The organism is Paraburkholderia rhizosphaerae, from assembly GCF_004366595.1.
Classification (GTDB): domain Bacteria; phylum Pseudomonadota; class Gammaproteobacteria; order Burkholderiales; family Burkholderiaceae; genus Paraburkholderia; species Paraburkholderia rhizosphaerae.
Map to the genome: position 1 here is coordinate 74,280 of NZ_SORE01000013.1, position 24,806 is coordinate 99,085.

21 protein-coding genes, 3 tRNA genes, 2 pseudogenes and 1 riboswitch are annotated in these 24,806 nt (G+C 61.9%); of the genes and pseudogenes, 13 read left to right on the forward strand and 13 right to left on the reverse strand.

The window, feature by feature from the left end; translation table 11 throughout:
• The 5 genes from BX592_RS18205 to BX592_RS18225 are packed head-to-tail and all read right to left on the reverse strand — an operon-like array spanning position 1 to position 2,713.
• Positions 1 to 648: a COG4648 family protein gene (locus BX592_RS18205; RefSeq protein WP_134193207.1), complete on the reverse strand. Its 648-nt coding sequence runs from the start codon at positions 646 to 648 to the stop codon at positions 1 to 3.
• A complete protein-coding gene (locus tag BX592_RS18210) occupies positions 648 to 899 on the reverse strand; it encodes an acyl carrier protein (RefSeq protein WP_134193208.1) in 252 nt (83 codons plus the stop codon). The genes BX592_RS18205 and BX592_RS18210 overlap by 1 nt, the downstream gene beginning before the upstream one ends.
• 3 nt (positions 900 to 902) lie before the next feature.
• Positions 903 to 1,202, reverse strand: a complete 300-nt coding sequence (locus BX592_RS18215; protein WP_134193209.1) for a phosphopantetheine-binding protein — start codon at positions 1,200 to 1,202, stop codon at positions 903 to 905.
• On the reverse strand, positions 1,183 to 1,971 hold the full coding sequence (locus BX592_RS18220; RefSeq protein ID WP_134193210.1) for a lysophospholipid acyltransferase family protein: 789 nt from the start codon (positions 1,969 to 1,971) through the stop codon (positions 1,183 to 1,185). The genes BX592_RS18215 and BX592_RS18220 overlap by 20 nt, the downstream gene beginning before the upstream one ends.
• The gene (locus BX592_RS18225) at positions 1,955 to 2,713 is read right to left on the reverse strand and encodes a beta-ketoacyl synthase chain length factor (RefSeq protein WP_134193211.1); all 759 of its coding nucleotides are present in this window, start codon (positions 2,711 to 2,713) and stop codon (positions 1,955 to 1,957) included. The genes BX592_RS18220 and BX592_RS18225 overlap by 17 nt, the downstream gene beginning before the upstream one ends.
• A gap of 517 nt (positions 2,714 to 3,230) precedes the next feature.
• Positions 3,231 to 3,369, forward strand: a riboswitch (yybP-ykoY riboswitch).
• Between the two features lie 53 nt (positions 3,370 to 3,422).
• Between BX592_RS18225 and BX592_RS18230 the strand changes: the two genes are divergently transcribed.
• On the forward strand, positions 3,423 to 3,995 hold the full coding sequence (locus BX592_RS18230; RefSeq protein ID WP_134193212.1) for a TMEM165/GDT1 family protein: 573 nt from the start codon (positions 3,423 to 3,425) through the stop codon (positions 3,993 to 3,995).
• A 209-nt stretch (positions 3,996 to 4,204) separates the two neighbouring features.
• Here BX592_RS18230 and BX592_RS18235 read toward each other — a convergent pair whose 3' ends face one another.
• Positions 4,205 to 4,915 (reverse strand): DUF4136 domain-containing protein, encoded by a 711-nt coding sequence (locus tag BX592_RS18235; protein WP_134193213.1) that lies wholly within the window; start codon positions 4,913 to 4,915, stop codon positions 4,205 to 4,207.
• A 258-nt stretch (positions 4,916 to 5,173) separates the two neighbouring features.
• Here BX592_RS18235 and pepN point away from each other — a divergent pair, with 258 nt between their 5' ends.
• The 3 genes and pseudogenes from pepN to BX592_RS18250 all read left to right on the forward strand — a co-directional run.
• Positions 5,174 to 7,882, forward strand: coding sequence for an aminopeptidase N (pepN, locus tag BX592_RS18240; RefSeq protein WP_134193214.1), 2,709 nt, complete (start codon positions 5,174 to 5,176; stop codon positions 7,880 to 7,882).
• A 182-nt stretch (positions 7,883 to 8,064) separates the two neighbouring features.
• Complete coding sequence (locus BX592_RS18245) at positions 8,065 to 8,346, forward strand: type II toxin-antitoxin system RelE/ParE family toxin (protein ID WP_134193215.1); 282 nt, start codon at positions 8,065 to 8,067, stop codon at positions 8,344 to 8,346.
• A 16-nt stretch (positions 8,347 to 8,362) separates the two neighbouring features.
• A pseudogene (locus BX592_RS18250) lies at positions 8,363 to 8,812 on the forward strand (HigA family addiction module antitoxin); the annotation flags it as partial.
• A gap of 76 nt (positions 8,813 to 8,888) precedes the next feature.
• Here the strand turns inward: BX592_RS18250 and metE are convergent.
• Positions 8,889 to 11,198, reverse strand: coding sequence for a 5-methyltetrahydropteroyltriglutamate--homocysteine S-methyltransferase (metE, locus tag BX592_RS18255; RefSeq protein ID WP_134193217.1), 2,310 nt, complete (start codon positions 11,196 to 11,198; stop codon positions 8,889 to 8,891).
• A 147-nt stretch (positions 11,199 to 11,345) separates the two neighbouring features.
• On the opposite strand from metE, the gene BX592_RS18260 reads away from it, so the two are divergent.
• The 3 genes from BX592_RS18260 to BX592_RS18270 all read left to right on the forward strand — a co-directional run bounded on the left by BX592_RS18260 (position 11,346) and on the right by BX592_RS18270 (position 13,595).
• On the forward strand, positions 11,346 to 12,278 hold the full coding sequence (locus BX592_RS18260; protein ID WP_134193218.1) for a LysR family transcriptional regulator: 933 nt from the start codon (positions 11,346 to 11,348) through the stop codon (positions 12,276 to 12,278).
• A gap of 166 nt (positions 12,279 to 12,444) precedes the next feature.
• Positions 12,445 to 13,461: a class 1 fructose-bisphosphatase gene (locus tag BX592_RS18265; protein ID WP_134193219.1), complete on the forward strand. Its 1,017-nt coding sequence runs from the start codon at positions 12,445 to 12,447 to the stop codon at positions 13,459 to 13,461.
• A 58-nt stretch (positions 13,462 to 13,519) separates the two neighbouring features.
• Positions 13,520 to 13,595: transfer RNA gene (locus BX592_RS18270), tRNA-Thr, on the forward strand.
• 407 nt (positions 13,596 to 14,002) lie between these two features.
• Here the strand turns inward: BX592_RS18270 and BX592_RS18275 are convergent.
• Positions 14,003 to 14,515, reverse strand: a pseudogene (locus tag BX592_RS18275) (TonB-dependent receptor plug domain-containing protein); the annotation flags it as partial.
• Between the two features lie 927 nt (positions 14,516 to 15,442).
• Between BX592_RS18275 and BX592_RS33900 the strand changes: the two are divergent.
• Entirely contained in the window at positions 15,443 to 15,592 is a 150-nt protein-coding gene (locus BX592_RS33900) for a hypothetical protein (protein WP_166676390.1), read from the forward strand.
• A gap of 263 nt (positions 15,593 to 15,855) precedes the next feature.
• Positions 15,856 to 16,452 carry a chorismate mutase gene (locus tag BX592_RS18285; RefSeq protein WP_134193221.1) on the forward strand — a complete coding sequence of 199 codons (597 nt, stop codon included), beginning with the start codon at positions 15,856 to 15,858 and terminating at the stop codon, positions 16,450 to 16,452.
• Here the strand turns inward: BX592_RS18285 and BX592_RS18290 are convergent.
• Positions 16,449 to 17,696: an exonuclease domain-containing protein gene (locus BX592_RS18290; RefSeq protein WP_134193222.1), complete on the reverse strand. Its 1,248-nt coding sequence runs from the start codon at positions 17,694 to 17,696 to the stop codon at positions 16,449 to 16,451. The genes BX592_RS18285 and BX592_RS18290 overlap by 4 nt on opposite strands.
• Before the next feature lie 324 nt (positions 17,697 to 18,020).
• A complete protein-coding gene (locus BX592_RS18295) occupies positions 18,021 to 18,224 on the reverse strand; it encodes a cold-shock protein (RefSeq protein ID WP_075158921.1) in 204 nt (67 codons plus the stop codon).
• A 340-nt stretch (positions 18,225 to 18,564) separates the two neighbouring features.
• On the opposite strand from BX592_RS18295, the gene BX592_RS18300 reads away from it, so the two are divergent.
• The gene (locus BX592_RS18300) at positions 18,565 to 18,804 is read left to right on the forward strand and encodes a hypothetical protein (protein WP_134193223.1); all 240 of its coding nucleotides are present in this window, start codon (positions 18,565 to 18,567) and stop codon (positions 18,802 to 18,804) included.
• Between the two features lie 533 nt (positions 18,805 to 19,337).
• The gene (locus BX592_RS18305) at positions 19,338 to 20,489 is read left to right on the forward strand and encodes a porin (protein WP_134193224.1); all 1,152 of its coding nucleotides are present in this window, start codon (positions 19,338 to 19,340) and stop codon (positions 20,487 to 20,489) included.
• A gap of 82 nt (positions 20,490 to 20,571) precedes the next feature.
• Here BX592_RS18305 and greB read toward each other — a convergent pair whose 3' ends face one another.
• Positions 20,572 to 21,144 carry a transcription elongation factor GreB gene (gene greB / locus BX592_RS18310; protein WP_134193225.1) on the reverse strand — a complete coding sequence of 191 codons (573 nt, stop codon included), beginning with the start codon at positions 21,142 to 21,144 and terminating at the stop codon, positions 20,572 to 20,574.
• Between the two features lie 217 nt (positions 21,145 to 21,361).
• On the opposite strand from greB, the gene BX592_RS18315 reads away from it, so the two are divergent.
• Positions 21,362 to 21,438, forward strand: a tRNA-Arg gene (locus BX592_RS18315).
• A gap of 117 nt (positions 21,439 to 21,555) precedes the next feature.
• Positions 21,556 to 21,632: transfer RNA gene (locus BX592_RS18320), tRNA-Arg, on the forward strand.
• 90 nt (positions 21,633 to 21,722) lie between these two features.
• Here BX592_RS18320 and BX592_RS18325 read toward each other — a convergent pair.
• Positions 21,723 to 22,229 (reverse strand): phage protein NinX family protein, encoded by a 507-nt coding sequence (locus BX592_RS18325; RefSeq protein WP_134193226.1) that lies wholly within the window; start codon positions 22,227 to 22,229, stop codon positions 21,723 to 21,725.
• Positions 22,230 to 22,356: 127 nt separating this feature from the next.
• Positions 22,357 to 24,738, reverse strand: coding sequence for a RelA/SpoT family protein (locus tag BX592_RS18330; RefSeq protein ID WP_134193227.1), 2,382 nt, complete (start codon positions 24,736 to 24,738; stop codon positions 22,357 to 22,359).
• Positions 24,739 to 24,806 lie beyond the last annotated feature (68 nt).

Here is a 24,806-nt window from a genome sequence, read left to right on the forward strand (position 1 = left end):
TCATACAGCCTCCGCGCGGGCGACACGCGGCAACACAACGAGATGGCGCCAGACAATCTCGACAACCAGCAGCGTGCCGATCAGGCCGTACGCAATCGCGCCGTTATAGAGCGACCATGCCTGACGCGGCCAGTACAGCGCGGTGTAAAGCGAGAACCCGCCGTTCAGCAGAAAGAACGCGCACCACACCTGCGTGACGCGGCGCGTATAGCACACCGCCGGCTCAGTCAGGTCCGGCGTGCGCAACCGCGCGAACTTCTCGACCATCGATGGTCCGCGCGCGAGCGTCGCACCGAATGCGATCAGCAAGCCCAGATTCACGAGCGACGGATAGATGCGCAACAGCAGTTCGCTGTTCGTCAGCACGATCGCCGCCGAGCCGCACCCGAGCAGCGCGGCGACGCTCCAGTCGAGCAGCGACAAGCGTTTGATCGATGCCGCGAACGCGCGGCTACGCGGCAATTGCTGGAGACAGAACAACGCGAACAGCATGCCGCCGATATAGCGCGGCGCATGCCCTTGCCACGCGCCCAGAATCACGACCGGATAAGCGAGCTTCGCCGCGACACTCAGCGTGCGCGCCGCGCGCCGGCGCAACGCGCCGCCAGCAGGCAACCGGCGCGAAGAATCGGAGCAGTCGGACTGCATCAGCCCTGCGCCGCGAGCAGCGATTCGACCGCGACGATGACATCGCCCACGGTGCGCACCGACCTGAACTCCTCCGGTTTGATCCGGCGCCCAGTCATTTCCTGCAGCTTGATCGCGAGATCGACTGCGTCGATGCTGTCCAGATCCAGTTCTTCGAACAGATGCGCTTCAGGCGTCACACGCTCCGGCTCGATCCCGAAGTTCTCGTGCAAGATCGCGCGAATGCGCTCAAGAATTTCTGTGTCGGTCACCGTCTATTCCCCCTTCTTTATTGTCTGATTGCCGGCGTGCGCCAGTTCGCGCTGGCTCGCGACCAGCGCCGCAAGCGTGTTGATCGACCGGAAGTGCTCGCGGGTGCTTTCGTCGTTTGCCGCGATCGTCAGCTGGTAGTGCTTGCGCAGCGCGATGCCGATCTCGAGCGCATCGATCGAATCGAGGCCTACGCCGTCGGTCGAAAATAACGGAGCGTCATCATCGATGTCGGCGGGTGCGAGGTCTTCGAGATCGAGCGCTTCGATCAGAAGTTGTTTGATCTCAAGCTTTAAAGAATCCATAGTCGAACAGATGCTGGGTAATGTGGGCTTCGATCGCATTCGTCATGCGGCGCGCCGCGAGCGACGCCGGCACATCGGGCGCGGCGAATTCCTCGACCGCGATCGGTGCAAGCACGTTGACACGCATGTGAAACGCGCGCGCCGGCACGTCGTACCAGCGCATCCCTTTTGAGAAAGCCGGCGGATCGCAATCCATCAGCACCGGCAATACCGGCGCGCGAGTGCCGAGCGCCATGTACGCGAAGCCACGCGAAAATGCATGCAGCCGGTTCGGCGCCGGACTGCGCGTGCCTTCGGGAAAAATGATCATCGTGTAGCCGGCGGCAAGCTGGCGCGCGCCCGTTTCGACGAGTGCGACCGGATCGGCGTTGCTCACATAGCCGGCCGCGCGCACGATGCCCCAGAAAATCGGATTGCCCCAATGCGCGCTTTTCACGACGCAGCATGCGCGAGGCGTGAGCGACAGCAACACCATCACGTCGAGCCAGGTCGGATGGTTCGCGACCACGATCGCCGGTCCGCGCGCACGTAGCGAGCGCGCGCCGACCGCGTCGAGCTTCATCACGCCGATCACCTTCAGCACGGCGACCAGCGCGCGAAAGTACGCGTGAATCAGCGCGGATACCGCGCGCTGCCGCGCCGCACCGTCCGGCCACAGCCACGCGAGCGGAAACGCCAGCACCGAAAAGCCGAGCCCGCAGAGGCCGAACGCCACGAAGCTCATGCCGGTCGCGAACAGCCGCCAGTAGTAGTCAAGCCTGGCTGTCATGCCAGTTCCACTCCCATGTAACGGAACCTCGCCGCCATTGCGTCGTGGTTCGCCCGTCGAGGCAATGCAGCAGCGCCTCGCCTTGCGTGGTGAAGACCGCCGGCGGCGCCCCATCGGCCGAGCTGCCCGCGGCGTTCCGATCCGCGATCGCGTCGGCGTCGGCCGCGCGGCCAGTCAACGCGCCCGAACTGGACGTTCTGCAGGACAACCGCCCTTGCGCGCCGGACCCGTCGATCAGAATGGCGAGCGCGCCGCCGTTGACTTCGTCTTCGATCGCGCCGTAGGCCGGGTCCGCCAACTCGTCCGCATACACCAGCAGCACCGGTTCCGAAGGCTGCGTCGCGTACTGCGCATAAGCCTCGAGCAGCGCATAGCCGAGCGTCTCGGCGCCCGCCGACAGCGCACCCGCCGCCGACCGGTCGGCGCGCGCGATGCCGAACACGCCGGTCATCGCGTTCAGTACGGACAGACTGAACGAAGTCGGCGACACCGGTTCACCTGCGTTGATTGAACGCAGAATCTCGGTAGTCCGTCGCAATTCGCCGTGCCGGGATGCGAACAGCACGCGAACGCTATCGCGGCCCGCCGCGCAATCGTGGGCAACCTTCAGCGCGATACGCGACAGGCTGCTCAGGCGGCGCCGCACGAGCGGCTCGATAAAGCCGATATCGGGTGCGGCGGCTGCGGCGACAGGCCATGAGGACCACCGAGCGACCGGAAGGCTCCAGTGCAATTGGGTCATTTCGGTGCTCATGCGAATGGGACGGCGGGGGCCTGGGAGAGGCGAGGCCGCGCGCGACGGCGCACAGACTCATCCTTCATCGAGATCGATCGCTGATCAGGTCGTCCGGTCCTGCTTCGGTTTAGCGATATATAACGGCACAAAGCGTTCTTTATTTAGCGGTGTGTCGCCAAACCTTTTCACGGTGTTGTCGTCGTCATATTCGAGACAGGCCGTGATCATACTCAACATTCTTCAAGAAATCAGCCTTAAGCATGGATGTTCGCGATCCTCCGTATCGCTCACGCGACGTAGCAAACGTTAGACGAACGTGTGGAAATGGCTAGTCATGCAAAACGCATTGCATTGCGCAACGTGGATGACCGTTCAGGATTCCGACGCGCCTCGCGAAGCCGGTCGCCTGGTGAAGATGGTTGATCAAAGCGGCCACCTTGCAATGAAATATCCCGAACGGCCAGCTTGACGAAAAAAGCCACGAAAAACTTGCGACATTCAATGCAAACCACCGTGCTATACTCCGCACCTCATTGGGGAGTAGCCGCCCTGCTGCGTCGTCAGCGGGGGTGTCTGTCAACAAGCTTGGCCCGTGCGGCCATGGCAGACACAGCCTTGGGCCTGGCGAGACCGATGATCCAAAGCGCGCCGCAACAGGGCCCGGCGCGTAATGGATCGTCGCTCGCTCACATCCGGCCCGGGACATCAATAAAACGTGGATCAAGCCTTTCTGGTCTCGACCGGTGCGGTCGCGCTCGCCGAAATCGGCGACAAGACGCAACTTCTCTCGCTCGTTCTCGCTGCCCGCTATCGCAAACCGATACCGATCATTCTCGGCGTGCTCGTCGCGACGCTGATCAACCACGCCGGCGCAGGCGCGCTCGGCGCGTGGCTCGGTTCACTCGTCACGCCGACGATCATGCGCTGGGCGCTCGCCGCATCGTTTATCGGCATGGGGCTGTGGATTCTCGTGCCGGACAAGCTCGAAGAAGGCGAAGCCAACGCGAACCGCTCGCACCTCGGCGTATTCGGCGCGACGGTGGTCACGTTCTTTCTCGCGGAAATGGGCGACAAAACGCAACTCGCCACGGTCGCGCTCGCGGCGCGCTTTCACGATTTCTTTGGCGTCGTCGCCGGCACCACGCTGGGGATGATGATCGCGAACGTGCCCGCCATCCTGCTCGGCGACCGTTTCGCGCACAAGCTTCCGACGAAGCTCGTGCACGGCATCGCCGCGGTAATGTTCGTCGTGCTTGGGGTGCTCGCGTTGTGCGGCGTTGGAATGTGAGCGACGACACGCGGCCAAACTGCTGTGGTGCCGGCTCCTGCTGCGACGCATGTTGCTGACCGCCTGAAGGTGGAAGGTGGCCTGCTGACGCAGCCTGCGGCAACACTGTCTGCTGACGCGCCTGCTGCAACGCTGTCTGCTGTCGGCCTCGTGGTGCAACGCCGCCGGTTGCACCACCTACGACGATACGTTGCCGTCCACGCCAGCGCCTACTGCACCGTTTTTGCACCCGACGCCGGCGCCGCAGGCGCGGCGGCTCCCGCCGCGACTTCGTTCGGCGCGCCGCCGTGCTGATCGACCGGAAGTTTCACGGTGCGGACCACCCCATTGCCGAGCGGGAAATCCGCCAATGCACTGCGTGCCAGATACGGCATCGCATAGATGAGCGACGGTTCGTCGCCGGAGCTGCGCGCGGTCACGTTATAGACCTCCTTGCCGCTCAAACGATCGGTGATACGAATGCCAAGCGTATGCGTAAACACCGGGTAGCTTTGCGTCACGTAACCGCCGCCGTAGCCGTACGGTCCCCACGGGCCCCAGCCGCCCCAGCCGTACGGTCGGCCCCAGTAATAAGGGCCCGGCCACGGGTCGTAGTAGTAAGCCGGCGTAGAAGACACCGCCATATCGGAGCGCGTCCCATACGCGATCGCCACGAGGTAATGCGCTTGCTGCGGATCGACGCGTGTAAAAGCATGCGTCGCCAGTTCGTTCGCAATCACCTGTTCGTAGGTCGAGTCTTCGAGGCTGTTCTGCTGCGTAGCGTTGCGCTGGAATGCGAAGGTCCGGGTCGCATCGCTGCCGCCGTCCCAGTCGGAGAACGCGGTCACCTGGGTCGTCACATACGAAGTGCAGCCTGCCAGTAGCGTAGCCAGCGCGACGACCATCAACGCGGCCTGGCGTGTCCATCGATCGAGCTTCATCGTCATTCCTTTCTTTCGCTGTCGTCGCCCACGCACGCCGCGCAGGCGGCCCAGATAATACGCTGACCGTGCGGCCGCGCGAAAAGTTCGGGCCGTATACGGGCTGTTGGTGCGGTGTCAACCCTTTGCCACAAGGGGCGCTGGAGCGGATTACGAAGCCCGCGCCAGACGAAGCGCGCCTTTGCTTTTAAAATGGTCCGACCAGCCCGGCTTGCGCGCGATGCAGGCCGGCTTCAAGACTCTCATTTTCTACCCACCATGGCCGATACCGCTACGCCCCCTGTGATCCGCCGCGCCGATTACGCGCCGCCCGCCTTCCTCATCGATACCGTCGCCCTGGAATTCGACCTCGTGCCTGAACGCACCACCATCAGGAACACGATGCATGTGCGTCGCAACCCGGACGCCACCCGCGCCGCGCACCTCGAACTGATGGGAGAACAGCTCGAATTCGTCAGCGCCACCGTCGACGGCACGCCGCACGCCGCGGTGCGAGTGCACGAGCACGGGCTCACGCTCGAAGACTTGCCTGATGCATTCGAACTGACACTCGTCGGCACCTGCAACCCGGCGGAAAACACCACGCTTTCGGGTCTGTATGTATCGAGCGGCAACTTTTTCACGCAGTGTGAAGCCGAAGGTTTTCGCCGCATCACGTGGTTTCTCGATCGCCCGGACGTGATGGCCACGTACACGGTGACGCTGCGCGCCGACAAGGACACGTACCCGGTGCTGCTGTCGAACGGCAATCTGCTCGAACAGGGCGATCTGCCGGATGGCCGGCATTTCGCGCGCTGGGAAGATCCGTTCAGGAAACCGAGTTATCTGTTCGCGCTCGTCGCCGGCAAGCTGGTCGCGCTGGAGGAGCGCGTGAAGAGCGGTTCGGGCAAGGAAAAGCTGCTGCAGGTCTGGGTCGAACCGCACGATCTCGACAAGACGCGGCACGCGATGAACTCGCTGATTCACTCGATTCGCTGGGACGAACGGCGTTTCGGTCTCGAGCTGGATCTCGACCGCTTCATGATCGTCGCGGTCAGCGACTTCAACATGGGTGCGATGGAGAACAAAGGCCTGAACATCTTCAACACGAAGTACGTGCTCGCGAACCCGGAGACCGCCACCGACACAGACTTTGCAAACATCGAAGCGGTAGTCGGCCATGAGTATTTCCATAACTGGACCGGCAACCGTGTGACTTGCCGCGACTGGTTCCAGTTGAGCCTGAAGGAAGGTCTGACGGTCTTTCGCGACCAGGAATTCTCCGCCGACATGGCGAGCGGCTCGGACGGCAGCGATGTCGGCGACGCTGGTGCGCGCGCGACCAAGCGCATCGAAGATGTACGCGTGCTGCGTCAGATGCAGTTCGCCGAAGATGCCGGCCCGATGGCGCATCCGGTGAGGCCGGAAAGCTACGTCGAGATCAACAATTTCTACACGATGACGGTCTACGAAAAGGGCTCGGAAGTCGTGCGGATGTATCAGACGCTGTTCGGCCGCGACGGCTTCCGGCGCGGGATGGATCTGTACTTCAAGCGCCACGACGGCCACGCGGTGACCTGCGACGATTTCCGCGGAGCGATGGCTGACGCGAACGGCCGCGATCTCGCGCAATTCGAGCGCTGGTATAGCCAGGCGGGCACGCCGCGCGTAACGGTGTCGACCGGTTACGATGCCGCGCAACGCCGCTACCGCGTCACGCTCAAACAGGGTTACGGCAATGGCTCGGCGGCCGCGCGCGAAACGCAAAAAGGCCCGCTGCTGATTCCGTTTGCGATCGGTCTGATCGGGGCGGACGGCAAAGATTTGCCATTGCGCCTCGAAGGCGAAAGCGGAGCTTCCACCGACACCACCCGGGTGCTCGACTTCACCGAAAGCGAGCAGACGTTCACGTTCATCGACGTCGCCGAAAAGCCATTGCCGTCGCTGCTGCGCAATTTCTCGGCGCCGGTCATCGTCGAGTACGACTATAGCGGCGACCAACTCGCGTTCCTGCTCGCGCATGACAGCGATCCGTTCAACCGCTGGGAAGCGGGCCAGCGCCTCGCGACGCGCGAACTGCTGACGCTCGCCGACCACGCCGCGAGCGGCACTCCGCTGCAGCTCGACGATGCGGTGGTTTCCGCCTTTGCCCGCGTGCTGAACGACGAAAAGCTGTCGCCGGCATTCCGGGAACTGGCGCTAATGCTGCCGTCGGAAACGTATCTGGCCGAGCAGATGGACGAATCCAATCCGGCTGCCGTACACCGTGCGCGCCAGTTCGTCCGTCAGCGCCTCGCGAGCGCGCTGAAGCGCGACTGGCTCGCGATCTACGAACGGCATCAGACACCGGGCGTCTATCGCGCGACGCCGGAAGACGCCGGCCATCGCGGCCTGAAAAACCTCGCGCTCGCGTATCTCGCCGAGCTCGACGATCCGCGCGAAGCCGTGCAGCTCGCGTCCACGCAATATGCGGCGGCCAACAACATGACCGACCGCTCGGCCGCGCTGTCCGCGCTGCTCACCGCGGCGTCGAATTCCGGCAACGGCGATGCACAGCACGCGCTGGATGATTTCTATCGACGCTTCGAGAAGGAGCCGCTTGTCATCGACAAGTGGTTCGGGCTCCAGGCGACACAGCGCGGCACGCCGCAGCGACCGGTGATCGAGATCGTGCGCCGGCTGATGACGCACCCCGCGTTCAACCTGAAGAACCCGAACCGCGCGCGCTCGCTGATCTTCAGTTTCTGCGCGGGGAATCCGTCGCAGTTCCACGCGGAAGATGGTTCCGGTTACGCATTCTGGGCCGAGCAGGTGATCGCGCTCGATGCGCTCAACCCGCAAGTCGCCGCGCGCCTCGCTCGTTCGCTCGAACTGTGGCGCCGCTTTACGCCCGCGCTGCGCGAACAGATGCACGGCGCGCTCGAAAAGGTGGCCGCGCAGGTGAAGTCGCGCGATGTGCGGGAGATTATCGAGAAGGCGCTCGCCTGACCGGATAGTCGGCACAATCCATACCGTCTTTCCTGCAGCATACAAGCCGGCACATCGTGCCGGCTTTTTTATTTGCGTGCACCCCGGCCATTCGGACGACTACTCGGGCACGCGCAAAGAGATCACAGTAAACGCACCTTCTATAACTCTTCACGTTTAACGCAGTGCGTTATATACTGACCATGATTTCTACTTTTGGCGATAAGGCAACGGCGCTCGTCTTTTCGGGTGGCTTTGCTCGCACACTACCGGCCCACATTCAGTCCGTCGCGCATCGCAAGCTGCAGCTCATCGATGCGGCCGCGTCGCTATCGGACCTGTTCGCGCCGCCCGGCAATCGGCTTGAGGCGTGGCAGGGCGAGCGCACCGGGCAATGGAGCACTCGCGTGAACGACCAGTGGCGAATCTGCTTTCACTTCGTCGACGGCGAAGCGCTGAACGTGCAAATCGTCGACTATCACTAATTCAACGGAGGGCGGTATGGTCATCAAACGTTCCGAACTGGCCAGCACGGATTTTTCGGATATCGCGACCGGCGAGCGGATCTCCGCGGTCCACCCGGGCGAAGTGCTGCGCGTGGAATTTCTCGATCCGCGCGGTATGTCGGTGAATGCGCTCGCACTCGCGCTGCGTGTGCCGGCCCCGCGCATCAACGATGTGGTACGCGGCAAGCGTGGGGTATCGACGGAAACGGCGCTGCGGCTCGCGCGCTATTTCGGCACCAGCGCGCTGTTCTGGATGAACCTGCAGATCGCGTACGACCTGCGCGTCGTCACCGAGGCATCGGGCGCGCAGATCGAACGCGAAATCGAACCGCTGCCGCTGCGCGATCGGCCGAAGCCGCCCAAAACGCAGGCCGCGCATGCGCGCGCCGCCGCGCTCGCGACGAGCGCGGCGCAGCGGGTCAGCCGCGGCACCGCGCGTGGTAAGCCCCGCGGTGCCACTGGTGGTTCAGGCACTGGCTCAAGCCTTGGCTCGGCTGCCCGTTCGGCCCGCCGTTCAACGATCACGTCGTCGCGTAAGGCTTGACGCGCGCTTGCAACGCCGCACGCGTCTTCTTCGCTGCCTCGACCATGCCGGTCAGCGCCACGTCCACCTGCTGCCAGTCGCGTGTCTTCAAGCCGCAGTCCGGGTTCACCCACAGCCGCTCCGCGGGAATACGCTCGAGCGCGAGCCCGAGCAACGCGGCCATTTCGTCCGCACCCGGCACACGCGGCGAATGGATGTCATAGATGCCCGGTCCGATCTCGTTCGGGTAATCGAACGTTTCGAACGCGCTCAGCAGTTCCATATTCGAGCGGGTCGTTTCGATCGAAATCACATCGGCATCGAGTGCCGCGATCGAAGGCAGAATGTCGCCGAACTCCGAATAGCACATATGCGTGTGAATCTGGGTGTCGTCGGCCACGCCCGACGCCGCCACTTTGAATGCGCGCACCGCCCAGGCAAGATACGCTGCGCGGTCGCGTGCTTTCAATGGCAGGCCTTCGCGCAGCGCCGGTTCGTCAATCTGGATCATGCCGATACCCGCGCGTTCGAGCGCAACGGTTTCCTCGCGCAGCGCGAGCGCGATCTGCAGCGCGGTTTGCGCACGGGGCTGGTCGTCACGCACGAACGACCATTGCAGCATCGTGACCGGCCCCGTCAACATGCCTTTAACAGGCTTGTCGGTCAGCGATTGCGCGTACGTCACCCAGCCTACGGTCATCGGTTCGGGCAGGTACACGTCGCCGTAAATGAGCGGCGGCTTCACGCAACGCGAACCATAGCTCTGCACCCATCCGTTCTCCGTGATCGCGAAGCCCCATAGCAATTCGCCGAAGTATTCGACCATGTCGTTGCGCTCGGCTTCGCCGTGCACCAGTACGTCGAGGCCATACGCGCGCTGCCGGTCGATCGCAATACGGATCTGCGAGCGCATCGCTTCCAGGTAGTCGAGGTGGCTGATCTTGCCTTGCTTGTGCGCGGCACGCGCCGCGCGGATTTCCGCAGTCTGCGGAAACGAGCCGATAGTGGTCGTTGGCAGCAGCGGCAGGTTAAAGCGCGCGCGCTGCGCGACCGCTCGCGATGCATAAGACGAACGGCGCGTCGCATGCTCGCCGGTCAACGCATCGACGCGCCGCTTTACGAGCGGATTATGAATGCGCGTCGATGTGCGGCGTGCGTCGGCCGCTGCGCGCGCCGTGTCGAACTCGGCCGCCACCGATTCGCGGCCCGCTGTCAACGCATCGCGCAGCAGCGCCACTTCACGCGTTTTCTGCACCGCGAACGCTAGCCATGTACGCAGTTCGCCATCGAGCTTCGCTTCGTTGCGAAGGTCCACCGGCGCATGCAACAAAGAGCAACTTGTGCCGACCCACAGGCGTGCACCCAGACGCTGATGCGCGGATCTTAGCCGTATAAGCGACGCGTCGAGATCGTTGCGCCAGACATTGCGTCCGTCGACGATTCCGCACGACAACACCTTGTCCGTTTGCTCGAGCGCCTCGACAAACGCATCGAGTTGTTCTGGCGCGCGCACCGCATCGATATGCAGTCCCGCGACCGGCAGTGCGGCCAATCGCGCGGCATGTTCGCTCGCATCGCCGAAATACGTGGCGACGAGCAGCTTCGGCGCATGCGGCGCCAGTTCTGCATACGCTTGGGCCGCCGCATCGCGCCATGCCGGCGGCAAATCCAGCGCGAAAATCGGCTCGTCGATCTGCACCCATTCGATGCGCTGCGCGCGCAATCGCTCGAGCAGCGCGCGGTACGCGGGCAGCAAGCGCGGCAGCAGCGACAGGCGGTCGGCTAGACCGTTACGCTCCTTGCCGAGCCATAGCAGCGTCAACGGGCCGACCAGCGCAACCTTCGCGCGATGGCCCGCGCGCTGCGCGTCGTCGACTTCATCGAACAGCCACTGCACACCCGCGCCGAACTGCGTCGACGGCGAGTATTCAGGCACCAGGTAGTGGTAGTTCGTATCGAACCATTTGGTCATCTCCATCGCGGGTTGCGCGTCGCTGCCGCGCGCCATCGCGAAATACTGAGGCAGCGTCAGATGTTGCGCGTCCAGGCCGAAACGCTGCGGCAACCCGCCGACGTGCGCAAGCGTCGTTAGCACATGGTCGTACCACGCGAAGTCGCCGACGGTGACGTACGTGAGACCGGACTCGCGCTGGCTGCGCCAGTGCGCTTCGCGCAACGCGCGGCCGGTTTCGAGCAGCGCGGCTTGCGCGTCGGCCGACATGCGCTCGCGCCAATAACGCTCGAGCGCGAATTTCAGCTCACGGTGTGCGCCGATGCGCGGAAAACCCAGGATGTGTGCGGTGCTCATAGCGGTGTCGTAGTTCGAGGTTCGGGAAACCACGCCAGTATTCGACGCGCACGATTATTATTCAAACGAAAGTTTTTCCCGTTTATTATTAAAATAATTCAAGTTGAGGCTCACCACCACGTACCCGCAGCATCACTGCGCTTTCCTATGATCCGCTCCCCGCTCGAGTTCCGGCATTTGCAGACGCTGATCGCGTTGCGCGATACCGGCAATCTGTCGCGCGCCGCGCAGTACCTGTGTCTGACGCAATCGGCGCTGTCGCACCAGTTGAAGGCGCTGGAAACACACTTTGGTTTGCCGCTGTTCATGCGCAAGTCGTCGCCCCTCGCGTTCACGCCGGCCGGCAAACGCCTTGTCGCGCTCGCGCAGACGCTGGTGCCGGCGGTCGAGGAAGCGGAGCGCGACATCGCGCGTCTTGCTCAAGGTACGGGCGGCACGCTGCGTATCGCGGTCGAATGCCACACCTGCTTCGACTGGCTGATGCCGGCGATGGACGCATTTCGCCAACGCTGGCCGGAAGTCGAGCTCGATATCGTGTCCGGCTTTCACGCCGACCCGATCGGCCTGTTGCACCAGGACCGCGCGGATCTCGCGATCGTTGCCGAGGCGGACCCGGACGAGGCCGTCGATCATCACCCGCTGTTTCGCTTCCAGATCGTCGGGCTGGTCGGCAACGACCATCCGCTCGCGCGGCGCGACATGCTTGCCGCGGACGATTTCCGCGACGAAACGCTGATCACCTATCCGGTCGCCGACGACATGCTCGACGTCGTGCGCCAGGTGCTGAAGCCGGCCGGCATCGAACCGAAGCGGCGCACATCGGAGCTGACGGTGGCGATCCTGCAGCTGGTAGCGAGCCGCCGTGGGATTGCGGCGCTGCCGCTATGGGCGGTCGCGACCTATCTCGACAAACGCTATGTGAGCGCGCGGCCGGTGCGCAAAGCGGACGGCTCGGTGCTTGCCGGCGAACTGTACGCGGCGACGCTGCCGGCGTTTTCAAGGCGGCCGTACGCGGTCGACTTCGTATCGATCATGCGCGAGACGAGCGTGCTGAACCTGCCGCAAATCGAATTGCTGTAATCCTGGGTTGTCTCGCGCGTGCCGGCCGCGCGCTTTGCGTGGCGCTTTTTTGTCAACTCGCGTCGCGAAATGGCGGCGTGACGGCCAGCGCAATTTTCTTTATGCGGGATCGCATCAGGCTAGCGGGTAAAATCGAGGCATTCCCAAGCCTCTCCGGAGCACTGCAATGTCACTGCCACGCCGCACCACTCTCACGAAGTACCTGATCGAGCAGCAGCGCGAATACAACAATTTGCCGGCCGATCTGCGCCTGTTGATCGAAGTCGTTGCACGCGCGTGCAAGGCGATCAGCTATCACGTCAGCAAGGGCGCGCTTGGCGATGCGCTCGGCGTCGCCGGTAGCGAAAACGTGCAAGGCGAAGTGCAGAAAAAGCTCGACATCCTGTCGAACGAAATTCTGCTCGAAGCGAATGAATGGGGCGGCAACCTCGCCGGGATGGCGTCGGAGGAGATGGAACAGTTCTTCCCGATTCCGGCGAACTATCCGCGCGGCGAATATCTGCTGGTGTTCGATCCGCTCGACGGTTCATCGAATATCGACGTGAACGTATCGATTGGCACGATCTTCTCAGTGCTGCGCTGCCCGGACGGCCAGCAGCCGACCGAAGCATCGTTCCTGCAGCCGGGCACGCAGCAGGTGGCGGCGGGCTACGCGGTATACGGTCCGCAAACGGTGCTGGTGCTAACGACAGGCAACGGCGTCAACTGCTTTACGTTGGATCGCGAACTGGGTTCCTGGGTGCTCACGCAAAGCGATATGCGCATTCCGGTCGATACGCGCGAATACGCGATCAATGCGTCGAACTCGCGGCAGTGGTACGAGCCGGTGCAGCAGTACATCAGCGAACTGAACGCCGGCAAGGATGGCCCTCGCCAGGAGGACTTCAATATGCGCTGGATCGCGTCGATGGTCGCGGACGTGCACCGTATCCTGAGCCGTGGCGGCATCTTCATGTATCCGGCGGACAAGCGCACGCCGGACCGGCCGGGCAAGCTGCGGTTGATGTACGAAGCGAATCCGATGGCGTTTATCGTCGAGCAGGCGGGCGGCGCTGCGACGAACGGCGAAAAGCGCATCCTCGACATCACGCCGAAACATTTGCATGAGCGTGTCGCAGTGTTTCTGGGCTCGAAGAACGAAGTGGACCGCGTGACCCGCTACCACCTCGAAAGAAAAAAATAAGCGTCGGCGGGGCTTGTCAAACGGACAAAGAAGTCCCTATAATCGCGGTTCTCCTGATGCCGGAATAGCTCAGACGGTAGAGCAGCGCATTCGTAATGCGAAGGTCGGGGGTTCGATTCCTCTTTCCGGCACCAACAAGAATCAGGCAAAAAGCCCAGTCGTTGCGACTGGGCTTTTTGTTTTTCTGGATGGTTCTGAATAACGGCTATTGCCTATCGCCGCCACCCGTCGAGCGAACCAGGCGCGTCGCGATGTTTCTTCTGCCATTGCGATACGCGCGACATTCTCGCGGCAACAGCCGCAATCCAGCGACCGGATCCCGACGATCCGCGCGTTGCCAGGCTCCGTCGCCAACACGCGATCGACGTCGACGGCGACGAGCGGCTGCACATCCGCAGCGGCGCGCGCCGGCAACACCTTCGATGAAAAGCACGAGCGACGCGATCAACTCAATCAGCTTGCTCATCTACTTCTTCCCGTCCACCGGCAACGGCATGTACCGTCATTCCGCGTGCGCCACGTTAGATATACCCGCCCGGCACCAGAAACGCCCGACCTTGTCCGCCAGATGCGCGATCCGATGATTGCCGCCGAAAGTCTTCGCAAATCCATAAGGATTGTCGTAGTGCTGTGAGAAACGCTGCGCATCGTGCAATGCCTCGCGCTTCTCGGGCTTGTGCGTCGTGATCTGCACGGCCGAGCCGATCGCGTTGCCGGGATAAAGCGCGGAGAACGGCCCGTATAGCATTTCGATCAGCTCGACATTGTCCGGCGCGATCAGTGAGCGGCGCGGCGGAAACGCGTAACTCGAGCCGAGCAGGTCGACAGCAGCAGGCCGTCGGCATAGACAAGGCCGCGCGCGCTTTGTAGCTCCGTTGCAGTCGCGGCCGCTGAAGACGGAATTGCGATCGCCGGTGAAGCGTTTACGTACCAGGAGGTTCGGCGCGTACTTGAGCGCGTCTTCCGTCGTGAAGAACTGAAGGGCGTCGATCTGACCGCAGCCGATTGTATCGACGACACCGCGCGCATCCGGATCGAATGCGCGCGCGTGGGCGTCGCGGTAACCGTAACCGCCTACAGCGTGTGCGGCGCGTCAACGTACTGTCCGAATCGCTCGTTATGGTGGAAAGCGCCGCCGCGCACGCGATCGGAAACGACCGGCGCGCGGATGCGCAGTGGAAACAAGGCGCATAAGAGTGCTGAAATCGTGATCCACGCGGCGCATGAGCTCACGCCGCGCAAGCGAGCGCGAGCACAACGCGACGCGCGGAGCGGACTACGGCGGCGCAGATGGCCGAGCGGACGGATGAACGAGCGCAGCGACCCGATACGGTGAACACGCGGCGAGCGTTGCTTCAGATCAGTGTTTCAGGTGGGCGCGAGGCTGTGCGACGCGAACGCTGCGGAGCACAAAAAAAGATGACGGTTCGTACGATTGAAGCGGGACGAACGTGCGGACTGGAATGGATACAGCAGTAAGGGCTGCCGCCGAGTGCGAAGTTCGCGGCGAAGCCCAAGCAGTGCACGCAGTGCGGAGCGACCGGATTCGTCCTGGTCCGCTGGTCGGAACTGCCCAGGTCGATGGCAACCTCCCGGCTGAGTGGCAAAGCCGAACCGACAGTGGACCGCCCCGCGCTACACGCGCGCTTAGCCGATGGCGGTCTATAGCACGTTCAGTACCAGCGCAAGCCGCACAAGGCCGATCCAGCGTGTTGAGCGTTTCATCGCCACCTGAGCAAAAATGTGCGCGGAGATAGCAAGGGCTCGCGAGACTGTGTTCGAAGTGGACTTGAAGTGGTGCGGAAGTGGTCTTGAACGAAGCATTAAGGACAAGCAATAAATTTTATTGAAGCATCTTCAATCGCGGAACGGATGTGCCGTTAAAGCAACAACAACCTGTTCAAACCATCGTTTTGCGGTCAACCGCACTAGTGGCAAACGGGGACTGAGGCAGATAATGGATTTGCATAGGAGAAAGATCATGGATACGAAACCGCCGAAGATTCCGACCCCCGACAAGGTGTTCAGCCCGGATCCGGAACCCGCAGGCGTCGAATTTCTCGGGGCTGAGTTGCCTGAACACGTGCGTGCGTTTTTCGACGAACAGCGCAAGTCGTGCGAACCGAAATAACGACGAACGGGGACTTTACGTCGGACACACAACGCATTAGCGGTGCGGCGGCGTTGCACGCCGTTTGACCGTCGGTGCGCGCGATCACGGAGTCACGGGTCAAGCGCGCCGGATGCAATGGCTGGCATCCCGGCCGGCCGGCGCAAGCAGGACGATGTGCGTATCGTTCGAACTTTGCCGCGACGCTTGCGGTCATCATCATAACGGCCGGTCAGTCTGGGCTTGCGCTGCTCTCACCCGTTTTCCCGTTCTCATTCTCCTTTATGGCCAGTTCACCTCGCATCGGCGCGCTATGCGCACTCGCAGCCGCGCTCGCGATCGCGATCGCGCCCATCACGGCCCTCGCCGATACAGATGACACCGCTGTGACCAACCTGATCTCGCTCGTTTCGCAGCGATTGGCGCTTGCCGAACCCGTCGCGCACTGGAAGTGGGTGAACCATCGTCCGATCGACGATGCGAGCCGCGAATCTGCGCTGCTTGCCGACGTTGCGAAACGCGCGCACGCCGCCGCCCTCGACCCAGCGTTTGCACGTGAGTTCTTCCGTGATCAGATCGACGCGAACAAGGACATTCAGAACGCGCTATTTGAACAGTGGCGCACCACGCGGCCGCCCGAAGGGCCAGCGCCCGATCTCGACTCAAGCACGCGCCCGCAATTGGACCGCCTGACGCAATCGATGATCGCGGCGCTAGCGCGCGTGCAAACTGTGCGCGCGGTGCCCGACTGCCCGACACGGATCGCGCAAGGCGTCGCGAACTGGAAATCGCTGACTCGGTATGACGCGGCGCAATCGGCCGCGCTCAACCGGGCGCTCGGGCATGTTTGCGAATCGGGCGGCGTCGGCGCGACCGGCTAACCGGCGCTCGACACCGCCGAGGTGTCCTCGCTGAACGACGTGGTCAGAGGCTCAGGCTTCGGTGACATCAACGAGTCCGAGGGTTCCGCCGGTTCGATCGGCTTCGCTGGAACAAGCGGCGTCACACGTAGCCCGCGTGCGAGGTGGGTCTGCATGATCCGGTACGTCGATAGCTCGAACGCACGCGCCGCGTTCGGTGCCAGTAGTGCGCCGGCTTCCGCGGCGGATCGCGCATGTCCGAGATAGCACCAGCGATCGACGACGTGAAATATGCGCACATGTTCGCCAGCGCGCTCACGGTCCCCACCGCTCTCTTCGAATGCGATTGCGCCGTCGAACGGCCATGGTGCGTCGACCGGATCGCGCTTCGACGTCCGCGGCAACCGGTTGTGGCTCGGGCGCAGCGTCGCGATGCTTTGCGCTTCGGCAAGCAGCGCGCCCAGTTCGCCGCCCGTAGCACGCCAGTCGACCCGGCGCACCAGTTGCGCAAGCCGCACGTCCTTCGACGACCGGCGCTCGCCGGTGAGATGCGCACGAATCCGCTGCCGGACACGTACGCTGCGCCCGACATACAACGGCACGTCGTCTTCGCCGTAAAACAGGTAGATGCCGCAGCCGGCCGGGGCCGCGTCGAGCGAATCTTCGGTGAGACCGCCGGCTAGCCGGTAGCGGCGCATCGTGCGGTCGACCTGCGCGCGAAGCGTGTCGAGCGGCACGAGGTCATGCAGGCGTTGCCAGAATTGCCACAGCAGATCCGCATCGGCGAGTGCACGGTGCCGGTCCGACGGCACGAGCGCGTGCCGCTCGACCAGCGCATCGAGCCCGTGCCGCTTTTCGGCTGGAAAAAGCGCGCGCGACAGCCGGACCGTGCAAAGCACATCCGGGTTGAACGCCAATCCGGCACGCCCGAACTCGCTGCGCAGAAACCCGCGATCGAAGCTCGCGTTGTGCGCGACAAACAGCTTGCCTTCCAGACGCGCAAACAGCTCGGGCGCGATCGCGTCGAAAGTCGGCGCGCCGCGCACCATCGCATCGGTAATGCCGGTCAATTGCTGGATAAACGGTGGGATCGGCTGCCGCGGATCGACCAGCGTGCTCCAGCGCGATACGCCGTGCGGGCCGACTTCGACGATGCCGACCTCGGTAATCCGATCCACGCCGGTCGAACCGCCGGTCGTTTCAAGGTCGACGAACGCAATCGGCGCATCGAGCGCAGCCGGCGTCGCGGGAAACAGTTCAGACATGAATGAGAGATGGGTTTAAGTGCGACTATTCCAGCCGAAGTATGCACCATCGACCCGTCGACCGCGCGCGAAAGAATGCTGTCGCCCCACTGACAGCATGTACTGATCGACCACATGCATTCCGGACAAAATCCGAAGTTCGAACGCAGGTTAAAACGAATAATTTAGTGTTTCTGAGATAAATCTCATAATCAATCGGATAATCCGATTCTCTATCCTTTTGATTTTCGGCCACATTTTATGCACATCGCAGCTTCGGCTCATCAAATAAAAAGCCCTCGCCAATGCGAGGGCTTCTTTCAGGCGCCGGGTTCTGCGATGCCGTTACAGCGGCTGGATGTTCGCAGCCTGCTTGCCTTTCGGGCCGGTCTTGACGTCGAACGAGACGCGCTGGTTCTCTTTCAACGACTTGAACCCTTCGGCGCGGATTTCGGAGAAGTGCGCGAACAGATCGTCGCCACCCGCATCGGAGGTGATAAAGCCAAAGCCCTTAGCATCGTTGAACCATTTGACGACACCGGTTTCCATATCCATTTCCTCGAATTTGTTTTGAGACAAACACCACATTGCACCGACCGAATCTCATTCGTTATCGGCCTCGCATTTATACGTGGAGTTGCAGCGGATCGTCAAGCACTCGTTTACCAGTGTCGATTGATAGTTTGACTAATGCAGCCCGCATTCGCGTGCGTTTCTTTTAATTCGCAACATAAGTTGTTAACGGCATTTTTACCGTGGTGCCGGCGCCAGCAAGAAATTTATGCCGACATGTAACAAAACGTGAGTTTTCGTAAGTGTTTTTACTGGTTGTTGGCGACGAGCGCGCATTACATGATGGTTCTCAGCAGTTGGATTTAGGGAGGCTGCCATGCTGTCACATATTATTCGTCGCTTTACGTCACTATTCTCTGATTCGTCTGAGAAAAATCCCACCCAATCTCCATCCACGCTGTCGACGCAGTTTCAGTTTGATCCGATGTGGCACGGCGATCACTGGCAGAACCTGCTGTCTTCCCCGATGGACGCCCGTCATTATGTAATGGAAGATTGGAGCGTCGTTCCGGGGGTCGAATGGGCGCCAGCAACGGTCAAGGCCGCGCGCCGCTGATCGTCAGTAGTTCTTCCGAACGCATGAGCAAAAAAAAGCGCGACTGAGAAGTCGCGCCGACAAAGTTTGGAGATCTTTTTCGTCAACGAAAAAGTCTGCTTCGGAAAGCAGAAATTTAAGTATAGCGCCCTATTTCGACGGGATTATCAGCGCATCAGACAATCCATCATTTCCTTTCCGGCAATAATCGGAAGTTTGGTAGGGATTTTGTTGTTTTTTCGCATCATGTGACGTAGCAATTACACAACGCAACATCGCCGACTTACATCCCAGGGTCATCCCGGAGACCTGTAAGGCCTTTGCCAGTAAGGCTTCAGCCACGAATCCTCATCATTTCCCATCTCGTAATACTTTATTGCGAAAACTGGAACGGTCACGCGGCGATCAGCGTCTCTACACTTTGCCTACCGGAAAACGAACGCGTTTGGTGCACGCGCGTTTCTCATGCGAATTCCGCCTCTCGCAGCGCCTCGCGTGAAGGTTTTCTTCAAGCCTGGGTTTCCAAAACCCATCCTGTTCTCGGAGTTACAAAGATGAAAAAGACACTCATGGTCGCCGCCCTCACGGGCGTGTTTGCTACTGCCGCCCACGCGCAGAGCAGCGTTACGCTGTACGGCCTGATCGACGCCGGCATCACCTATACGAATAACCAGCACGGTCACAGCAACTGGCAACAGACGAGCGGCTCGATCAACGGCAGCCGTTGGGGCTTGCGCGGTGCTGAAGATCTCGGTGGTGGTCTGAAGGCGATCTTCACTTTGGAAAGCGGTTTCGGCATCAACGACGGCCAGTCCAAGCAAGGTAGCCGTCTGTTCGGCCGTCAAGCGTTCGTTGGTCTCGCGAGCGACCAGTTCGGCGCCGTTACCCTTGGCCGTCAATACGACAGCGTGGTCGACTACCTCGCTCCGCTGGCACTGACGGGCACGCAATACGGCGGCACGCAGTTCGCCCACCCGTTCGACAACGACAACCTGAACAACTCGTTCCGCGTGAACAACTCGGTGAAGTACACGAGCGCGAACTACGCGGGCTTCAAGTTCGGCGCGTTGTACGGCTTCTCGAACCAGGCTGACGGCTTCGCGAACAACCGCGTGTACAGTGCGGGCGCGTCGTACAGCTTCGCGGGCTTCAACTTCGGCGCAGGCTACTTGCAGGTCAACAACAACGCTGGTGCGAATTCGGCCACGTCGGCAGCGTTCAACTCGACCGGCGCAGTGTCGGGCGACACGACGTTTTTCGCTACCCGTCAGCAAACGTGGGGCGCAGGTGCAAACTACACGCTCGGACCGGCAACCCTGGGCCTCGTGTACACGCAAACCAACCTGCAGAACCTCGCAGCGTTTGGTTCCGGGGCAGGCGGTCAGCCGTCCTTCGCCGGCAACCCGCAGGGCGCACGCTTCCAGAACTTCGAAGCTAACGCACGTTACGCTCTGACGCCGGCTCTGAGCATCGCTGGTTCGTACACGTACACGCGCACGAACATCGACGCGACGAGCCCGCACTTCAACCAGGTCAACCTGCAAACGGACTACGCGCTGTCGAAGCGTACGGACGTGTACCTGCAAGCCGAGTACCAGACGACCAACGAAAACGCGATCGTTCACCCGATCATCAACGGCTTGAGCGGCTCGTCGTCGACGAACAACCAGGTCGCTGTCACGGCTGGTATGCGTCACCGCTTCTAAGTACTACAGCAGTATCCGCAGTCTTGAAGGCGCCGCTTGCGGCGCCTTTTTTATTGCCGCGTCGAGCAACGGCACGCGGTAATTACGCTTCCTCTTCTTCCGCTGACGGATACCGCACCTCCAGCACATCGATCGGCTCCGGACCGCCCGGCGTGTGCAACGTGACCTGATCGCCGATCTTCGCCTTCAGCAGCGCACGTGCAATCGGCGAAATCCAGCTGACGTGTCCGTGGTCCAGATCGACCTCGTCGATGCCGACAATCCTCACCGTATGCGATTCGCCATCGTCGGTCGCATATTCGACGGTCGCGCCAAAGAACACCTGATCGGTGTTCTCCTGCCTGCTGCTCTTGACCACTTCCGCAAGGTCCAGCCGCCGCGTCAGAAAGCGGATACGCCGGTCGATTTCACGCAGCCGGCGCTTGCCATAGATATAGTCGCCGTTCTCGGACCGATCGCCGTTCGACGCGGCCCACGACACGAGCTTCACGACCTCCGGCCGCTCCTCGTCGATCAGATGCAGCAACTCGTCACGCAGCCTGCGATAACCGGCCGGCGTGATGTAGTTTTTCGCTCCCGCGGGAACGTCGGGTTGCGCGACGTCGAGATCGTCATCATCGTCGTCGCTCGATTCTTTAACAAAAGCCTTGTTCATAATGATCCACCCATACCACCGACGCTCGTCCAACGAGCGTCATCCCTGAATGACGTCTGGTCTGCGCGTGCGGCAAGGCAACAAAGCCCGCCCCATTCGAAGCCCGCACGGACGTCCAGACGCCCTACCATCAAGCCTACACGATCGCACCAATCGGACAAATCGTCGATTGCTGCTTCCCTTTTCTCTCAGCTTTGCTATAATCCCGTTTCTGCGTGCGGCTGTAGCTCAGTTGGATAGAGTACTTGGCTACGAACCAAGGGGTCGTGGGTTCGAATCCTGCCAGCCGCGCCACTTATACGAGGGCCTTCTTCCGGGAAGGCCCTTTCATTTGATCCGGCCTATCCGGGTCCGCTCGTGGCGGTTTCAACGGGCTTGTCGTCATCATTTGCAAGTAGCACCGTCTTGCGTGCGGCTGTAGCTCAGTTGGATAGAGTACTTGGCTACGAACCAAGGGGTCGTGGGTTCGAATCCTGCCAGCCGCGCCATTTTTAAAGGGCCTTCCATAGGGAAGGCCCTTTTTGTTTTTTTGGGTGCGCTTCTTTGCGCGTTTCGTGGTGCGCTTCGTCGCACAGTTCCTAGCGCGGCGCCGACTTGATGTCGCCGATCTGCGCGTTGGGCATCGGCGGGTCGTCGATTGCACCGGTCGCCGCCTGCTCACCGACCGGTTCGGCACGCGTGCCGAACCGTGCTTGGGATTGCCGCAGCACATCATCGACAGTCTCGCCAAAATGGCTTGAAACAAATGCTCGCAGCATCGCGATGCGCAGCGACTCGCCGTGCGCTTGCGCTGTCCGGCGGCTGTCATCGTCGTCGCAACCGCCTTCGAATTCGGCCACACAAAGCACCGCGCCGCTGCGCAAGCGCTCTCGCACCTCGATGCGTCGCGCACGGTCGAAGACGACCGCCGCGACTTCCCACGACGTCGATGGCGTAAAGCGCCCGTCCCACGGCCGGCCGCAAACATTGCCGCGAATCGACACCGTTCGGCCGCTATCGGTGAAGTGAATTTCACGCACGAAGTCGTGCAGACTGCGCGCGACCCAATAGTCGAGCGCCACACCGTTTAAGTCCGCTACGTTCATTGGGTTCGCTCCCGGGAACAAACGCAGGTCCATTGCATTGCAGCAAAGCAGGCGTGGAACAAGCGCACGCAAATGACGCAAGAGCATGCGCGAGCCCACCGCTATGCGAGCGACGCACAGGCGTCGATCAGTAGTCGGCGCGCTCGCGATCGATGCGCATACCGCCATCGTGACGATGATGGCCTTCTTCGCTTGGCCGCTCACGCGCGATGCGCATCACATCAGGGTTGGTCCGCGCGCGCCGCATCACATTAGCCAGATGCACGCGATCGCTGACCTGAATGACAAAGCGCAGCACCGTCGACTCCTGCGTCTGATCTTCGTCCATCGCGATATGGACGATATTCGCATCGGCCGAGGTGATATCGGCCGCCACGCGCGCAAACACGCCCTTCGTGTTCTTCACGAGCACCTTGACCGCGACGTCGAACAGGCGCCCCGGCTGCGGCGCCCACGCGACATCGATCCAGCGGCCCGGATCGCGCCGGTGGATGCGCTGCGCGACGCGGCAATCCGTGGTGTGAATCGCCATACCGAGGCCGATGCCGATATAGCCCATGATGTTGTCGCCCGGAATCGGCCGGCAGCACGCGGACAACTGCACCGACATGCCTTCGGTGCCAGTAATGACCACAGGCGGCGCATTGGTCGCCGCGTGCTCAGCACGCGGATGGCCGTCGTCGTCGCCGTCGTGGCCGCTCATCAACACTTCGATGCGTTTGGCCATCACCGCGGCGACCCGGCGACCCAAGCCGATATCGGCGAAGATTTCCTGGCGATTCTTGTTGCCCGTCCACTGCACGAGCTTTTCCCATGCTTCCGGCGTAACGTCGGCAAGCGACAACCCGTAGCCTTTCAACGACTGATCGACGAGCCGCTCGCCCAATTGCACCGACTCATTGAGCCGCATCGTCTTCAGGTAGTGGCGAATCGCGGTACGCGCCTTGCCGGTGCGCACGAAGCCGAGCCACGCGGGGTTGGGCTTCGAATACGGCGCGGTGATCACCTCGACGATGTCGCCGCTCTTCAGCTCCGTGCGCAACGGCAGCAATTCGTTGTTGATCTTCACCGCGACGCACTGATTGCCGAGGTCGCTGTGAATCGAATACGCAAAGTCGAGCGCGGTCGCACCACGCGGCAGCGCCATAATCTTGGACTTCGGCGTAAACACATAGACCGCATCCGGAAACAGATCGATCTTCACATGCTCGAGGAACTCGCTCGAATCGCCGACCTCGCTTTGAATATCGAGCAACGACTTCAGCCATTGGTGCGCGCGCTTCTGCACATCGTTCAGATCCGCACCGCCGTTCTTGTACAGCCAGTGCGCGGCAACGCCCGCCTCCGCGATCTCATGCATCTTGCGTGTGCGCACCTGGAACTCGATTGGCGCACCGAACGGCCCGACGAGCGTGGTATGCAACGACTGATAGCCGTTGACCTTCGGAATCGCAATGTAGTCCTTGAATTTGCCCGGCACCGGCTTGTAGAGCGCATGCAGCGCGCCGATACACGTATAGCACTCGAGCGGACTCTCGACGACCACACGAAAACCGTACACATCGAGCACCTGGGAGAACGACAACTGCTTGTCGCGCATCTTCTTGTAGATACTGAAGATGGTCTTCTCCCGGCCGGTCACTTCCGCATCGAGCTTCGCTTCGCAAATGGCGCGCTGCACTGACTCGAGAATCTTGCCCACCACTTCGCGCCGGTTGCCGCGCGCGGCCTTTACGGCCTTCTCGAGCGTTGCGTACCGATGCGGATTGAAGTTCGCGAAGCTCAGGTCCTGCAACTCGCGATACGTATTATTCAAACCCAGCCGATGCGCGATCGGCGCGTAGATATCGAGCGTCTCGCGCGCGACGCGCCGGCGCTTCTCGGGCGGCACCGCGCCGAGCGTGCGCATGTTATGCAGCCGATCCGCGAGCTTGACGAGAATCACGCGCACATCGCGTGCCATCGCGAGCAGCATCTTGCGGAAGTTCTCCGCCTGCGCTTCTTCGCGATTGCGAAACTCCATCTTGTCCAGTTTCGACAACCCGTCGACCAGTTCGGCGACCTTCGCGCCGAAGCGCTCGGCGAGCTCCGCCTTGGTCACCCCCTGGTCTTCCATCACGTCGTGCAGCAGCGCTGCCATGATCGACTGCGCGTCGAGCTTCCAGCCGGCGCAGATTTCCGCGACCGCAACCGGATGCGTGATGTAGGGTTCGCCGCTTTGACGATACTGCCCGAGGTGGGCTTCGTCGCTGAAGTGGAACGCCGCCTTGACGGCCTTGATGTCTTCCGGCGACAGATAGCCGGATAACGCGGCGGTCAGCTTGGCGATCGAGACGACGTCGTGCCGGCGCGGCTGCTCCGGCGTGGCGGTCGGCCCGAACAGATGGCGAAACGATTGTTCGAGGACCGCGTCGATGTACTTGCGTGCGGACGAAGGCGCTTCGGTATCGTGCGCGTCGTCCGTGTGGGATGCGACGTCCGACATGGAGGACGAGGGATTCGAGCTCATGTCCGCCTCCTGATCGGGTTAATCGACGCTAGCGATGTGCAAGTCCGCACGCGTGGGTTCAACTACAT

Excerpts from the sequence above, each read along its gene's own strand:
- BX592_RS18265 (WP_134193219.1), top strand. The coding sequence starts at position 12,445 with ATGTCACTGCCACGCCGCACCACTCTCACGAAGTACCTGATCGAGCAG.
- greB (WP_134193225.1), bottom strand. The coding sequence starts at position 21,144 with ATGAACAAGGCTTTTGTTAAAGAATCGAGCGACGACGATGATGACGAT.
- BX592_RS18205 (WP_134193207.1), bottom strand. The coding sequence starts at position 648 with ATGCAGTCCGACTGCTCCGATTCTTCGCGCCGGTTGCCTGCTGGCGGC.
- metE (WP_134193217.1), bottom strand. The coding sequence starts at position 11,198 with ATGAGCACCGCACACATCCTGGGTTTTCCGCGCATCGGCGCACACCGT.
- BX592_RS18295 (WP_075158921.1), bottom strand. The coding sequence starts at position 18,224 with ATGGAAACCGGTGTCGTCAAATGGTTCAACGATGCTAAGGGCTTTGGC.
- BX592_RS18220 (WP_134193210.1), bottom strand. The coding sequence starts at position 1,971 with ATGACAGCCAGGCTTGACTACTACTGGCGGCTGTTCGCGACCGGCATG.
- BX592_RS18235 (WP_134193213.1), bottom strand. The coding sequence starts at position 4,915 with ATGAAGCTCGATCGATGGACACGCCAGGCCGCGTTGATGGTCGTCGCG.
- BX592_RS33900 (WP_166676390.1), top strand. The coding sequence starts at position 15,443 with ATGGATACGAAACCGCCGAAGATTCCGACCCCCGACAAGGTGTTCAGC.
- BX592_RS18225 (WP_134193211.1), bottom strand. The coding sequence starts at position 2,713 with ATGACCCAATTGCACTGGAGCCTTCCGGTCGCTCGGTGGTCCTCATGG.
- BX592_RS18330 (WP_134193227.1), bottom strand. The coding sequence starts at position 24,738 with ATGAGCTCGAATCCCTCGTCCTCCATGTCGGACGTCGCATCCCACACG.
- BX592_RS18290 (WP_134193222.1), bottom strand. The coding sequence starts at position 17,696 with ATGTCTGAACTGTTTCCCGCGACGCCGGCTGCGCTCGATGCGCCGATT.
- pepN (WP_134193214.1), top strand. The coding sequence starts at position 5,174 with ATGGCCGATACCGCTACGCCCCCTGTGATCCGCCGCGCCGATTACGCG.
- BX592_RS18325 (WP_134193226.1), bottom strand. The coding sequence starts at position 22,229 with ATGAACGTAGCGGACTTAAACGGTGTGGCGCTCGACTATTGGGTCGCG.
- BX592_RS18300 (WP_134193223.1), top strand. The coding sequence starts at position 18,565 with ATGCTGTCACATATTATTCGTCGCTTTACGTCACTATTCTCTGATTCG.
- BX592_RS18285 (WP_134193221.1), top strand. The coding sequence starts at position 15,856 with ATGGCCAGTTCACCTCGCATCGGCGCGCTATGCGCACTCGCAGCCGCG.
- BX592_RS18215 (WP_134193209.1), bottom strand. The coding sequence starts at position 1,202 with ATGGATTCTTTAAAGCTTGAGATCAAACAACTTCTGATCGAAGCGCTC.
- BX592_RS18305 (WP_134193224.1), top strand. The coding sequence starts at position 19,338 with ATGAAAAAGACACTCATGGTCGCCGCCCTCACGGGCGTGTTTGCTACT.
- BX592_RS18260 (WP_134193218.1), top strand. The coding sequence starts at position 11,346 with ATGATCCGCTCCCCGCTCGAGTTCCGGCATTTGCAGACGCTGATCGCG.
- BX592_RS18245 (WP_134193215.1), top strand. The coding sequence starts at position 8,065 with ATGATTTCTACTTTTGGCGATAAGGCAACGGCGCTCGTCTTTTCGGGT.